This is a genomic window from Sulfitobacter sp. SK012 (genome assembly GCF_003352085.1).
Lineage (GTDB): Bacteria > Pseudomonadota > Alphaproteobacteria > Rhodobacterales > Rhodobacteraceae > Sulfitobacter.
Map to the genome: position 1 here is coordinate 1,352,566 of NZ_CP025804.1, position 13,075 is coordinate 1,365,640.

Sequence of the window (13,075 nt, forward strand, 5' to 3'; positions counted from 1 at the left end):
TTTTCGCGGGCCTGCCCACATAAAGATGAACCAAGGAGCGCGGTGCATGAAGCCTAAAGACATGAAACTTGAGACAAACCTGCCCGCAACGGTCGATGTCGAGGCGCGCCTGAACGCTATCGCTAAGCGTTATAGAGAAGCCGGGGGTGTTGGGATCAATGTGCTTAATGTCATTGGGGGCCAAGCGGATGGTTTGCTGGACAGGCTGCCCGGCCCGGTACGGCGCAATTTGGAAGTCGCGACGGTCAAGGCGCTGACCCAAGCGATGAAGGCGGCGCATACCAGCCGCGGTGTTGTGCCAGATCAGGCGTCATGGCTGAACACGGCGGTGAGCGCCGCCATGGGGGCTGCGGGAGGTGCAGGCGGACTTCCAACGGCACTGGCAGAGCTGCCGGTGACAACAACCTTGCTGTTGCGGGTTATTCAGGGTGTCGCGGTCGAGCATGGGTTCGATGCGGATGCTGAAAACGTGCAATTCGACTGTATTCAGGTGTTTTCTGCCGCAGGGCCTTTGTCAGGTGATGATGGGGCTGATCTGGGGTTTCTGTCGGCGCGCATGGCGTTGTCGGGCCGGGCGATGCAGGCAGTAATCGCCAAAGTGGCACCTCGCCTCGCGGTCGTGTTGGGCCAAAAGCTGGCGGCGCAGGCGGTGCCTGTGCTGGGGGCTGTTGCGGGGGCCGCGACAAATTACGCCTATACCAGCTATTATGAGGACATGGCGCATGTGCATTTCGGGATGCGTAAGCTTGCGATAGATTCGGACGTAACTTCAGAAGAGCTAACAGAGCGGTTGCGCATAAAGATGGGTCCAAAGTTCGTGAGCTGAGATCAGCGTCCGATACTGCCGGGGGCCACGGTGGTGGCTTTGAGAATCGCGTAACAGGGCTTGCCCGCTTTGAGCTGCATTTCTGTGACTGCACGCGCTGTGACACGGGCCAAAAGACGATCATTTCCAGCCTTGAGCACGATTGCCGCACCGGGGCCGCCGCCGGGGTGAACAGCCTCAATCTCAACGGGCAGAATGTTCACGGAACTTAAGCCTTCGGGACGGGTCAGCGACAAAATCACATCTTGGGCCAACACGCGCAGGCGCACCCGCGTGCCGATGGGGGCCTGCACGCCGGGCAATTCAAGCTGGCCGGCGCTTAGGGTTAGAGTGCTGAGGCCGTCCTCGGCATGGGCGGTGACTTGGGCCTCGATCACAGCACCCGCTTCGCGCACGCCCAGGAGTGGTACTGCGGCGGGGTCGGCCATGACTTGCATCAGCGGCCCTTGTGCCGCGACACGGCCGTCTTGGAGCAACACCAGCGTATCCGCGAGGCGCGCGATTTCATCGACCGCGTGGCTAACGTAGAGGATCGGCAGCCCTAAGGGACCATCGCGAAGTTGTTCCAGATAGGGCAAGATGTCTTGTTTGCGCGGACCATCAAGGCTTGCGAGGGGTTCGTCCATCAGAAGCATGCGCGGCCGGCTGAGCAGCGCACGGCCCAAGGCCACGCGTTGGCGTTCACCGCCCGAAAGGGTCATGGGCGCGCGCGACAGCAGCGGCGCGAGGCCCAACAGATTGACAATATCGTCGCGGGGGACATTTTCCCCTTTAGGCGCATACCGCGTGCCAAAATCGAGGTTCTGCGCCACGGTGAGATGTGGAAAGAGCCGCGCATCTTGGAACACGGTGCCAAAGCGGCGCCGATGCGGCGGGACGTTTATGGAGTTTTGCGTGTCCAATAAGATCGTATCATCAAATGATATGCGGCCCACATCCGGGCGGAGCAGGCCCGCGACGGCGTTGATGACAGTAGTTTTCCCCGCACCCGAGCGGCCAAAAAGGGCGGTGATGCCAGGGCCGGCTTCCAGCGCGATATCAAGCGAAAAGCCTGCGAAATTGTGCGAGAGGGAAAGCTGAAGGCTCATACGCCAGAAATCCGGGCGGCGACACGGCGGGCGAGCCATTCTGACAGCAGCACAGCGCCCAATGCGACAATGCAGGCGAGGCCAGCCATAGCCGCGGCAGATCCTTCACCGCCGGGGATCTGAAGCGCGGTCCAGATGGCAAGCGGCAAGGTTTGGGTCTGGCCGGGTATGTTGGCGACAAAGGTGATGGTTGCGCCGAATTCACCCATCGCCTTGGCAAAACCCATGACGGCCCCAGCGAGGATTCCCGGTGCGATCAAGGGCAGCGTCACCCGGGTAAAGACGGCAATGCGGGACGCCCCAAGCGTGGAGGCGGCGTCTTCTAATTTGGGATCGACGGCCTCAATAGCAAGGCGCATGGCGCGCACCATCAGTGGAAAACCCATTACAACAGCGGCGAGCACCGCGCCGGTCCAGCGAAAGGCGAAGGTGAGGCCGACCGTCGCCTCAAGCATACGTCCCAAGGGGGCTGAAGGGCTGAAAATGAGCAACAAGACATAGCCTGTGACCACTGGAGGCAAGACCAGCGGCAAGTGGACGGCGGCATTCAAAAGCGATTTGCCGGGGAAGGTGAGCCGCGCGAGGATCCAAGCCACCCCAAGTGCCAACGGCACCGCGAGGCTAGTGGCCCAAACCGCGACCCATAGCGACAGGCGCAAAGCCTCCCAAGCGGCGGCGTCGAGGGTCATGGAGCGGCACCAACAAAGCCATGTGCTGTAAATACAGCAGTGGCTTCGGGGCCGGCGAGATATGCGGCAAAGGCGTCGCCAACGGGGGTTAGGGACGCAGCCGGATAGCGGATTGGGGCGTGCTGATCTAGCGGGACTGAATAGGTAACGGCGACGCGCGGTTCTGCGACTGCGTCTGAGGCATAGACGATGCCAACGGGTGCTGCCCCTTGGGCCACAAGGGCGAGGGCCGCGCGAACATTGTCAGTTTCGGCCAGATGTGGCTCGATCGTGGTCCAAAGATCTATGGTTTGCAGCCATTCGCGGGCGTAGCTGCCTGCGGGCACGGCATCGCGTTGGCCCATTGCGATAGGGCGCTGGGCGAGGGCAGATTGTGCTGTGGCGGATGCTGTTCCTGCAGGGCCAATAACGACGAGGGTATTTCCGGCCACATCACGGCGTGTATCCGCGCGCAGCAGAGCGTTGGCCTCCAGCCAATCGGCCCATTCGGCGCTGGCTAGGATGACGGCATCTGCGGGGGCTCCGGCGGCAATTTGACGGGCAATAGTACCTGATCCGCCAAAGGATAGGGTGACGTCAGAAGCATAATTCGTCGCGATTTCTTCCAAAGCGCCACGCAGGCTGGCGGCGGCAAAAACAGTGATGCCTTGCGCGCCTGCGGGCAGGGCGGTCAATAGCATCAAAGCTTGGGGTATGAGCAGGCGTTTCATCGTGGCAGAGTATCCGTCAAGCAACGCGTCGGTACAAGGTCAGGTGTGATCTGGAAAAGGCGGCAAGAGCAGCCTATGTTGAGGTAAGATCCTTTTTAGGGACATGAAATGGTTAAACAACTGCCGATTTCGCTGCATGGCGGCGCTAAGGGACAGGCGCGTACGCAATTTGCGGCGCTGTGCTACCGCATGCGCAAAGGCAAACTGCAGGTGTTGTTGGTAACGTCGCGCCGGCGCGGGCGCTGGATTGTGCCCAAAGGCTGGCCCATGGAAGGCAAAACGCCTGCTGCGTCGGCTCAGCAAGAAGCTTGGGAAGAGGCGGGCGTCACGGGGCGCGCATCAGATAGTTGCTTGGGGGTCTATTCCTACGCCAAAGAGGTGGCCGATGGAGAGATGACGCCCTGTCTGGCGATGCTTTATCCGATGCAGGTGAAATCACTGTCCAAGAATTTCCCTGAAAAACGTCAACGCCGTCGGATGTGGATGTCGCGCAAGAAAGCGGCGCGGGTGGTCCAGGAACGCGAATTGGCGCGGCTGATTCTAGATTTTAGTCCGCCGGTTGTCGGCGCAAAGAAGCTCAAGAAGCCATGATCAGTTTTACGCTTCAATGTGGCGAAGGGCACCGGTTTGAGAGCTGGTTCAAGTCAGCGGCAGCTTTTGATTTGTTGGAGGCCTCAGGGCATCTGAGCTGTGCGGTTTGTGGAGCAAGCGGGGTGCAAAAATCGCTGATGGCACCGCGGGTGAATGCAGAGCGCACAGCTGATACGCCCGATCCGAGTCTCAGCATACCTGAAGGCAGAACAGCAGAAGCGCTGGCCGCGTTGCGCAGCAAAATTGAGGCGAATGCGGACTATGTTGGAGATAGCTTTGCAAGTGATGCGCGCGCGATGCACGAGGGTGAGCTGCCAGAGCGTGCAATTTACGGCGAGGTGCGCGGCGATGAGGCCCGCAAGTTAATCGAGGACGGTGTGCCGGTGGCCCCGTTGCCATTCCGGCCCAAACGCAAGCTACAGTAAGGACATGACATGACAGTGGTGATCACGGGCGCAAGCCGGGGCATTGGAGCAGGGCTTGCGGCGCATTACGAAGCGCTAGGCCAAGACGTTATTGGGACGGGGCGATCTGATGCGGCACCCTTTCAACTGGATGTGACGGACCCCAACAGCCATGCCGCGATGGCGGAAACCTTGGGCGATCGCGCGATTGACTTGTTGGTCTGCAACGCTGGCGTTTACTTTGATAAGGGCGAAAACCTGGACGGGGGGTACCCTGAGGAGATGTGGGCGCAGAGCTTTGCCACCAACGTGACAGGTGTGTTCTTGACTGTTCAATCGCTTCTGCCGCATCTGCGGCGCGCCAGGGCGGGTAAAATCGCGATCATCTCGTCTCAGATGGCATCAAGTGAGCGTGCGCCGGGGGGCAGCTATATCTATCGGGCGTCCAAAGCGGCGGCATTGAACCTTGGGCGCAATTTGGCGGCTGATTTACGCGGTGAGGGTATCGCTGTGGGGATTTACCATCCCGGTTGGGTGCGTACGGATATGGGCAGTGATGCGGCCGATATCAGTGTGGATGAGGCCGTTGGCGGGTTGGCCGCCCGGTTTGATGCGCTAGGCATGGAAACGACCGGGTGTTTCGAGACTTGGGACGGCCGCCCGCATGCCTATTGAGGTTTTGTCGTTGGAGTGATGCGCGAAGGTGACCCGACCTGAAACTGTCTGTCCGGGGTGATGAAGACTTCCCTTGGTCTTGCACAGAGCGGGGTGCTGGCGTAAACCGCGCCCGAACCCATGGGGCGAGGAAATTATGCCTGTTCTGGTGATGAAATTTGGTGGCACGTCTGTGGCCACGTTGGACCGGATCCGGCGCGCTGCAAAGCGCGTGGGGGTCGAGGTGGCAAAAGGCTATGACGTGATCGTCATCGTCTCTGCAATGTCGGGTAAAACCAACGAGTTAGTCGGTTGGGTTAATGAGACGTCGCCCCTGCATGACGCGCGTGAATATGATGCGGTTGTGTCATCGGGCGAGAATGTCACAGCAGGGCTGATGGCGTTAACGTTGCAAGAGATGGATGTGCCTGCGCGCAGCTGGCAAGGCTGGCAAGTGCCGGTCAAAACCACCAGCGCACATTCATCAGCCCGGATCGAAGAAATTCCGCCAGAAAATATCACCGCGAAGTTTGCGGATGGCATGAAGGTGGCTGTGGTCGCAGGGTTCCAAGGCGTCAGCCCTGAAGGCCGCATCACCACGCTTGGGCGCGGCGGTTCAGACACCACGGCGGTCGCATTTGCCGCTGCATTCAAAGCTGAGCGTTGCGATATCTACACGGATGTGGACGGGGTTTATACCACTGATCCTCGCGTTGAGGCGCGGGCGCGCAAGTTGGACCGGATCGCGTTTGAAGAAATGTTGGAACTGGCGTCACTGGGTGCCAAAGTGCTGCAAACACGCTCGGTTGAGCTGGCGATGCGCTATAAGGTCAAGTTGCGGGTGCTGTCGAGTTTCGAGGAACAATCAGACGATGCCGGAACGCTCGTTTGTGATGAGGAGGAAATCATGGAAAGCAATGTAGTCGCAGGGGTCGCGTTTAGCCGCGATGAGGCGAAGATGACGCTGGTGTCGGTTGCGGACCGTCCGGGCATTGCCGCAACGATCTTTGGCGCGCTCAGTGAGGGCGGCGTGAACGTTGACATGATCGTTCAGAACATCGCCGAAGAGGGCCGCACCGATATGACCTGGTCATGTCCTGTGGATCAGGTCGAGCGTGCGCAAAAGGCGATGGAAAAGGCCGATGCGGATGATGTCATCAACTACCAGGAACTGATTGCTGACACGGATGTGGCCAAAATCAGTGTTGTGGGTATTGGCATGCGCAGCCACACGGGCGTTGCTGCCAAGATGTTTAAGGTGCTGTCGGACGAAGGCATCAACATCAAGGTGATCACAACGTCTGAGATCAAGATCTCAGTCTTGATCGACCGCAAATACATGGAGTTGGCCGTACAGGCGCTACATGATGCGTTTGAGCTGCACAAAGCAGCTTGAGGGCTTTCGCGCGCTGCGTGAATTGGGCAGTCGCGCCTCTGGGTTTGCTGCGCTATACCGGGATTTGAAACGGTAGGGACGACCAGCATGACCGATAGTTCAGAGACAGAAAGCCGAAAGCTGCTCGGACGGTTACGTGACACGATGGCTGGCGATGATCCCGGCCAGACGCGGCTTGATAAAATTACACATTTAATCGCAACTTCAATGGCTTGCGAAGTTTGCTCAATCTATCTATTCCGCGATGACGAGACGCTGGAGCTGTGTGCAACTGAGGGCCTGAACAAGGATTCAGTTCACCAAACGCGCATGAAAATGGGCGAAGGTCTTGTGGGCCGTGTGGCCAAACGGCGTCAGGTAATAAACACGCCCAATGCGCCGCAGGCGGCAGGCTTCCGCTATATGCCTGAAACCGGAGAAGAGAGCTTTTCCAGCTTCCTTGGCATTCCGGTGCAGCGTTTGGGCGAAGCGCTGGGCGTGCTGGTTGTGCAGTCCAAGGCCGTGCGCGAATTTACCGCCGATGAGGTTTATGCGATCGAAGTCGTGGCGATGGTGCTGGCTGAAATGACCGAACTAGGGGCATTTGTTGGCGAAGGGGCCGCGATGTCGGCGCGCCATTCCCAACCTGTTTTGCTGCGCGGAACGGTTGGGCAAGAAGGCGTGGCAGAAGGCCATGTTTGGCTGCATGAACCGCGCGTTGTTGTGTCCAACCTTGTTGCAGACGATCCGGTGCGCGAGGCAGTGCGCCTTGAAGAGGCGGTCGATCATTTACGTGTCGGTGTCGATCAGATGTTGTCGATGGCCGCTGGTGACAAGGACCAGCAGCAGGTGTTTGAAGCCTACCGGATGTTTGCGAACTCCAAAGGCTGGATGCGGCGGATGCAAGAAGACATCTCGCGCGGCTTATCGGCAGAAGCGGCGGTGGAGAAAGAACAATCGCTGGCGCGGGCCCGTATGGGCCAAGCAGCAGACGCATATCTGCGCGAGCGGCTCAGTGATCTAGATGATCTGTCGAACCGTCTGCTGCGTATTTTGACTGGGCAGGGCAGTGATACAGGTGCCGAGATGCCGTCTGATCCGATTTTAGTGGCGCGCAACATTGGCCCAGCTGAGCTGTTGGAATACGGGCGGGGCCTCCGCGGGATCGTTCTGGAAAACGGATCGGTTGGCAGCCACGCGGCGATTGTCGCGCGGGCGCTTGCGATACCATTGCTGGTGCATACTGGGCGGATCACGAATGAGGCGCTAAATGGCGATCACATCATGGTTGATGGTGAACAAGGTGTCGTGCACCTGCGGCCCGAAGACAGCGTAGCCAGCGCATTTCGTGATAAGATCGCGATGCAGGCAGCGGCGCAAGAACGCTACGCATCGATCCGCGAAAAGCCGGCAACGGATACGTCGGGCGTTACGATTTCATTGCAGATGAACGCTGGTTTGATGGCGGATTTGCCGTCCTTGGTGAATTCTGGGGCTGAAGGTGTCGGGCTGTTCCGCACAGAGTTGCAATTTCTAGTGCGCAACCAGATGCCGAAACGGACAGAATTGGCGGCACTCTATGCTCGGGTGCTGGATGCGTCGCAGGGCAAGCGGGTTGTGTTCCGGACGCTTGATATCGGGTCAGACAAGGTGCTGCCTTATATGAAGCCGAACGATGAGCCGAACCCGGCGCTGGGCTGGCGTGCGATCCGGGTGGGTTTGGACAAGCCCGGCATCATGCGGATGCAGTTGCAGGCGCTCTTTCGGGCGGCCAATGGGCGGCCTTTGACGGTGATGTTCCCATTTGTGGCGCAGTTTGAAGAATACCGTGCCGCTCGCAAAGAGGTCGACAAGACGTTGGCGCGAGAGGAACGGCTGGGCCATGTCCTGCCTTCAAGCATTGAAGTCGGGGCAATGCTTGAGACGCCAAGCCTTGGATTTGCGCCGCGTCAGTTCTTTGAGGAGGTCGATTTTCTGTCGGTAGGGGGCAATGATCTAAAGCAGTTCTTCTTTGCGGCCGACCGCGAGAATGAGCGGGTACGTCGGCGCTATGACACGTTGAACGTGAGCTTTCTGAGCTATTTACAGAACGTGGTAGAGCGTTGTGCCGAAACTTCGACACCGCTTTCGTTTTGTGGTGAAGATGCTGGGCGACCGGTTGAAGCGCTCTGCTTTGCTGCGATTGGTTTTCGAACGCTATCGATGCGGCCGGCATCCATTGGGCCGGTCAAGAACCTGATCCGCCGCACGAACATTGATGAAGTCCGCTTGGTTATCGACGATGCGCGCGCCCGTGGCGAGCAATCTGTGCGCGGTGCTGTGATGGAATACCTGCGCGGGCAGTCTAACTGAGGTACATGAGCTTGGGTCGGTAACTGTTTGATTTGTTAGATAATGTGTAACTGGGTCCGGCAGGGAATTTGATTAAAAATTTCAACTTTTAGAGCGATTCTAAAGCTCGATACTTGAATTTATCGAACTTTTACTCATCCATACCCCCAGAGTGCTGCTGATTTGTTGTGATATTATGACTTCGGAGGTTGTGGAGCCAATTTTGCCTTTGGCAAACACCATACAAAGCTGCCTTTCAGGGCCCATAGCTAAGGGTAGGCAATTGGTGTCCGAAACCGGCCATCCTCGTGCATGCGCCAATATGCTTTGGTAATTTGATGGGTAACCGGTCCAACATCACCTAACCCAATTGGTGCTCCATCGATCTTGGTGACCGGCATGACACCCCCTGCCGTTGAAGTCACAAACACTTCGTCAGCAGCCTTTAGATCACCGGGAGGGATGTCGCCAGCTCCGCAGTCGATTTGCATTTCACCAGCAAGGTCAAAGATCGTTTGGCGGGTTATGCCCATCAACACGCCGAATGCTGGGGTTGAGATTTTGCCATCTTTAATGGCGAAGATGTTGAAACCCGGCCCTTCCGCGATATTCCCATGCGCATCCAAAAGAATGCCAGTCTCTGCTCCTTGCTCGTAGGCGGCATAGAGACCTTTGACTAAATCCAGCCAGTGATAGTTTTTCACTGTTGGATCAACCGAACTGGGTGGGATGCGGATAAGATCGGTGAGGGCCAAATGTAGGCCACGCCGCATCTGTTCAGGATTGGCGACCGATCCGAATGGAATGGCAAAAGCGATAAAGCGGTTAACGGCATCGCGCGGATCGCGGCTGAATGTTGGCGATGTGCCGCGGGTGCAGATGAATTCAACATATGCATTCTGCAATCCAGAGAGCGCCACGCAATTGTGCAGTATTTCAGTAACTTGTGCTTGATCGAAGGGGATCGACATGTGTAGTTTTTCCATGCCGCTGAAAAAACGGTTGAGATGGTCATCAAGCCTGAAGAACGCCCCCTTCCAAACATGCGCAACATCATAGGTCGCATCGGAGTGAAGAAAACCGTTGTCTAAAACCGATATTTTCGCCTCGCTAATTGGCAGATACTGACCGTCCATAAAGGCGATGCCGGGAGGGTAGGTTCCTGGATCAGTATGGCGCGCGGTTAGCTTGGGCAAGCTGTGCATATATTTCTACTCCGGGTGACTGAGCCATAATTCCAAAACAAAAATTTGCCAAGGATCCAATGCGGAGGATGAGGAATGGGCGCAGGGAACTAGAGCGTGCGGACGAACAACTATGCAATCAGATTTAGGTCTTGCGCCAGCACGCAGAGCTCCGAGCACAGCCAAGTCTTGGCTGCACAGACCGATCAATGCCGAAAAAAGAGCCTACTAAACGCAGCATTTGGGTGCGTTAAGTAGGCCAATTATGCAAAATTTAGGAAACGGTATAAGTGAAGGAGTCGCCATTTCCGCGATCACGAGACCCCGTCAGGCTATTCCCGTCCAGTACAAGAAGTTGGCAATCTTCTGGTGAAGGGCCTCTTGGTCCCTGACTTAGTGTTCTACAGAAAAAGCCATCACGCATTTCGTATGTGCCGACGAGAGGCTTTCCATCCCAAGAACCGTCCAAAGTTCCATTTTCAGAAATTATAAATGACTGCCCTTGATCAAGCGAGATCGTGCGGCCGACAAGAGCATTCATATCACTTTGTGTCGCGATTTGTTTAGACCCTCCCTGCGGTACGGCTGCGCTATCTGTGGTCGCCTGACAGGCAGTAAGTGCTAAAGTAACTAAGGCTATTGATACAATTTTTTTCAATCTATTTCTCCTCGAATTAATGGGTAGTGACTAATAATTGGATAAAAATTCGAACAAAACAAGTTATTTTCACCGAAAATGACCAGCTCTGCGGGAGATAAACCATCATCTGTCGAGTGATCCTAGTGAGGTTTACCATGCAGATATATGACGATTTGAAGGGCTAAGTCGTCTCCAGCTCTTACCAAGCACCTACGCTCGCGACCGCATCGCTTTTCTCATACGTAAGGCGTTACCTGCTGGACCATTACAAGTTGATGGATCATTGAACGGGCGCAGAATGCCGTTACCTACACGCGTAACTACGCCGGCGTCGTATGGTTCGATACGCAATTCATCGCCGTTTGATATGATTGCAAGACTTCGATGGTTTCCCCAGGATCCGCTGTTTCACAAAATGCGGTGAAACCTCGTATTTCGCAGAATGGAACGCCCTGTAGGTCACGGTGATTATTCAAAATTTGATCATTCCCGACCGAGACAATCGCACTGGTAACTTGTGGTGAGAAGAAGTGCTTGAGCCGGCCGATCCGTTCAATGTCTCAGACCTGGCTTCAACTCGCTCTTCTTGGCCAGTATTTAGCGCTCGGACTGCTTAGGCAGAGCAGCCAGCTAGACCTTTCGAACAGCGATCATCGCTTGCGCTGCAAACCCTTGGATAAGCCCAACTCCTTCTTCCGCAACTAATCAGGAGCACGACAGGCAAGCTGCGCGTACTATATTTCCCAGCCATCGCTACACGATTGACCTCGCGGTTTTGATAAAGTTGGTCATTGGCACTTTCCTCTAGATGGGTAGCCCTTCGCTCCGCAGTCGATCGGAAAAATGCTGACTTGGTATCGTAAATCGGAAGTTGCCTAGAAGCGTGCCGTATTTTGCAAAGAAGCCTTCATGTGCTGGAATAGTGATTTGTGCCCATTTCTCATTTGCCATGGACAGATAAGTAAAAGGCGTGGTGCATTATCGTGAATTGCTTCGAAAACCGGCTTTTTGTGGTCGCGGCTCTTGCTGATAACTTGCAAAATTCCACGGGTTTGCGGCCTCTCGTTCAGGCGCACGATCAAACATCGTCTGTTACCTTCCGCCTTCGGTTGCATTCCATGGGCCGTGCAATGCGAAACCTCCTGAGAACGGTGGCACCTCTGTATGCGTCAGCGGGTATCACGGGGCGCAGAGAGAAAAGTGAGCCATGATCCTAGGTCCAGTGAGTGACCGCATTGAGCCCGAAGGTCTAAATGTTGGGGTTGGGCGCGGTGTCCGCTTTGATCCAATCGATGAGTTTTTGCTGGTACTCGTAATTTTTCTTGTACCAGCGACATCTCTGCGTTTCACTCTGTTCCAACGTCGATTTAGTGAGGGCAATCGAAATGACTCAATCAGAATTCGCGAACGCTAAGTCCACTGATGCTTCAATGATCCCTGTTATTGATGTTTCTGGCGCTGTGAGCGGCACTGATATCCAGAGCGTCGCCAATGCGATCTACATGGCTGCGACAGATCATGGATTCTTTTATATTTCCGGTCATGGGATACCGCAAAATATCTTTGAACAGGCCTTCGCGGTATCCAAGGATTTCTTTGCACTTCCAGCAGCTAGCAAACAAACGGTTGCAGTTGATACGCATCAAAGGGGGTGGATGGCACAAGGTATGTCACATCTTTCAGGGGCGGCGACACACGACCTGAAAGAGGTGTTTTTTTGGGGTGCCGAAACCGACGCTGACGATCCGGATGTGCAAGCAAGAAAACCAATGGTCGCGGTGAATCAGTGGCCTTCAGATACTTTTCCGCGACTTCAAAAAGAGCTGCTTCCTTACTACAATGCGGTTTGCAACGTGGCTCGTCATGTTATGGCTGCAATTGCCGTCAGTCTCGATCAAAAGGCTGACTTTTTTGACGCGTGCTATGAAAAGCCATTGGCACGTGGGCAGCTGGTTTATTATCCGTCGTCGACTGCAGAAGACGAGGCTGAGCAGAGGTTCGGCGTTGCCCCGCATACTGATTTCGGTGTTTTAACGCTATTGCTTCAAGACGACAGCGGCGGTTTACAGGTGCAAAGTAAGTCGGGTGAATGGATCGAGGCACCGCCTATTGCAGGGGCGCTTGTTTGCAACATTGGCGATCTTCTCGCAAGATGGAGCAACAATCGTTTCTCCTCAACGTTGCACAGAGTGATCAATCGATCAGAAAATGCGCGTTATTCTATCCCGGTGTTTTTTGACCCGCATACGGATACGGTAATTGATCCTTTGGATCTCGGCGTTTCAAAGCTGACTAGTAAATACGAACCGGTGACTGCAGGTCAGCATATTTCAGGGCAGAACAAAAAGAGCTTCTCACAATATAAGACCTGAACGGTGCGGCACCTTATTTGAATCTGTATCTGTTGAATGCTGTTCGGCACGGTCAGCAGCCTATTGCCAATAAACCCCCTTTGGGCGCTTTGACCGAAGAGAAGCTATTGTTACCAGATGAGATGAATGACGGTGTTTGAGTCCATTTGCCCATTCTGCTGCGGCGTCCACATTTTGCCGATAACGGTTGAAAGCTGAAGGTCGCTTCGCG

The 13,075-nt window shown here is 55.7% G+C and carries 12 protein-coding genes; 7 read left to right on the forward strand and 5 right to left on the reverse strand.

Annotated elements, in window-relative coordinates; all coding sequences use genetic code 11:
* Nucleotides 1-61: 61 nt before the first annotated feature.
* The gene (locus C1J03_RS06665) at nt 62-826 is read left to right on the forward strand and encodes an EcsC family protein (RefSeq protein WP_114888888.1); all 765 of its coding nucleotides are present in this window, start codon (nt 62-64) and stop codon (nt 824-826) included.
* Nucleotides 827-828: 2 nt separating this feature from the next.
* Here C1J03_RS06665 and modC read toward each other — a convergent pair whose 3' ends face one another.
* From modC to modA, 3 genes are read right to left on the reverse strand one after another with little or no spacing between them, the layout of a single operon-like run.
* Nucleotides 829-1,914 carry a molybdenum ABC transporter ATP-binding protein gene (gene modC, locus C1J03_RS06670; RefSeq protein WP_114884890.1) on the reverse strand — a complete coding sequence of 362 codons (1,086 nt, stop codon included), beginning with the start codon at nt 1,912-1,914 and terminating at the stop codon, nt 829-831.
* Complete coding sequence (modB, locus tag C1J03_RS06675; RefSeq protein ID WP_114884891.1) at nt 1,911-2,603, reverse strand: molybdate ABC transporter permease subunit; 693 nt, start codon at nt 2,601-2,603, stop codon at nt 1,911-1,913. The genes modC and modB overlap by 4 nt, the downstream gene beginning before the upstream one ends.
* Nucleotides 2,600-3,313 carry a molybdate ABC transporter substrate-binding protein gene (gene modA / locus C1J03_RS06680; RefSeq protein ID WP_114884892.1) on the reverse strand — a complete coding sequence of 238 codons (714 nt, stop codon included), beginning with the start codon at nt 3,311-3,313 and terminating at the stop codon, nt 2,600-2,602. Before modA ends, modB begins: the two co-directional genes overlap by 4 nt.
* Before the next feature lie 108 nt (nt 3,314-3,421).
* Between modA and C1J03_RS06685 the strand changes: the two genes are divergently transcribed.
* From C1J03_RS06685 to ptsP, 5 genes are all read left to right on the forward strand, one after another.
* On the forward strand, nt 3,422-3,904 hold the full coding sequence (locus C1J03_RS06685) for an NUDIX hydrolase (RefSeq protein ID WP_114884893.1): 483 nt from the start codon (nt 3,422-3,424) through the stop codon (nt 3,902-3,904).
* Nucleotides 3,901-4,329, forward strand: coding sequence for a DUF1178 family protein (locus C1J03_RS06690; RefSeq protein ID WP_114884894.1), 429 nt, complete (start codon nt 3,901-3,903; stop codon nt 4,327-4,329). The genes C1J03_RS06685 and C1J03_RS06690 overlap by 4 nt, the downstream gene beginning before the upstream one ends.
* Before the next feature lie 9 nt (nt 4,330-4,338).
* Nucleotides 4,339-4,983 (forward strand): SDR family oxidoreductase, encoded by a 645-nt coding sequence (locus tag C1J03_RS06695; RefSeq protein WP_114884896.1) that lies wholly within the window; start codon nt 4,339-4,341, stop codon nt 4,981-4,983.
* A 136-nt stretch (nt 4,984-5,119) separates the two neighbouring features.
* Complete coding sequence (locus tag C1J03_RS06700; protein ID WP_114884898.1) at nt 5,120-6,358, forward strand: aspartate kinase; 1,239 nt, start codon at nt 5,120-5,122, stop codon at nt 6,356-6,358.
* Nucleotides 6,359-6,445: 87 nt separating this feature from the next.
* Entirely contained in the window at nt 6,446-8,689 is a 2,244-nt protein-coding gene (gene ptsP / locus C1J03_RS06705; protein WP_114884900.1) for a phosphoenolpyruvate--protein phosphotransferase, read from the forward strand.
* Nucleotides 8,690-8,937: 248 nt separating this feature from the next.
* Here the strand turns inward: ptsP and C1J03_RS06710 are convergent, their stop codons facing one another.
* Nucleotides 8,938-9,873 carry an aminotransferase class IV gene (locus C1J03_RS06710; protein ID WP_114884902.1) on the reverse strand — a complete coding sequence of 312 codons (936 nt, stop codon included), beginning with the start codon at nt 9,871-9,873 and terminating at the stop codon, nt 8,938-8,940.
* 253 nt (nt 9,874-10,126) lie between these two features.
* Nucleotides 10,127-10,510 carry a lipoprotein gene (locus tag C1J03_RS25255; protein WP_162798465.1) on the reverse strand — a complete coding sequence of 128 codons (384 nt, stop codon included), beginning with the start codon at nt 10,508-10,510 and terminating at the stop codon, nt 10,127-10,129.
* A gap of 1,367 nt (nt 10,511-11,877) precedes the next feature.
* On the opposite strand from C1J03_RS25255, the gene C1J03_RS06715 reads away from it, so the two are divergent.
* Nucleotides 11,878-12,864: an isopenicillin N synthase family dioxygenase gene (locus C1J03_RS06715; RefSeq protein ID WP_114884904.1), complete on the forward strand. Its 987-nt coding sequence runs from the start codon at nt 11,878-11,880 to the stop codon at nt 12,862-12,864.
* Nucleotides 12,865-13,075 lie beyond the last annotated feature (211 nt).

Excerpts from the sequence above, each read along its gene's own strand:
- C1J03_RS06665 (WP_114888888.1), top strand. The coding sequence starts at position 62 with ATGAAACTTGAGACAAACCTGCCCGCAACGGTCGATGTCGAGGCGCGC.
- modC (WP_114884890.1), bottom strand. The coding sequence starts at position 1,914 with ATGAGCCTTCAGCTTTCCCTCTCGCACAATTTCGCAGGCTTTTCGCTT.
- modB (WP_114884891.1), bottom strand. The coding sequence starts at position 2,603 with ATGACCCTCGACGCCGCCGCTTGGGAGGCTTTGCGCCTGTCGCTATGG.
- modA (WP_114884892.1), bottom strand. The coding sequence starts at position 3,313 with ATGAAACGCCTGCTCATACCCCAAGCTTTGATGCTATTGACCGCCCTG.
- C1J03_RS06685 (WP_114884893.1), top strand. The coding sequence starts at position 3,422 with ATGGTTAAACAACTGCCGATTTCGCTGCATGGCGGCGCTAAGGGACAG.
- C1J03_RS06690 (WP_114884894.1), top strand. The coding sequence starts at position 3,901 with ATGATCAGTTTTACGCTTCAATGTGGCGAAGGGCACCGGTTTGAGAGC.
- C1J03_RS06695 (WP_114884896.1), top strand. The coding sequence starts at position 4,339 with ATGACAGTGGTGATCACGGGCGCAAGCCGGGGCATTGGAGCAGGGCTT.
- C1J03_RS06700 (WP_114884898.1), top strand. The coding sequence starts at position 5,120 with ATGCCTGTTCTGGTGATGAAATTTGGTGGCACGTCTGTGGCCACGTTG.
- ptsP (WP_114884900.1), top strand. The coding sequence starts at position 6,446 with ATGACCGATAGTTCAGAGACAGAAAGCCGAAAGCTGCTCGGACGGTTA.
- C1J03_RS06710 (WP_114884902.1), bottom strand. The coding sequence starts at position 9,873 with ATGCACAGCTTGCCCAAGCTAACCGCGCGCCATACTGATCCAGGAACC.
- C1J03_RS06715 (WP_114884904.1), top strand. The coding sequence starts at position 11,878 with ATGACTCAATCAGAATTCGCGAACGCTAAGTCCACTGATGCTTCAATG.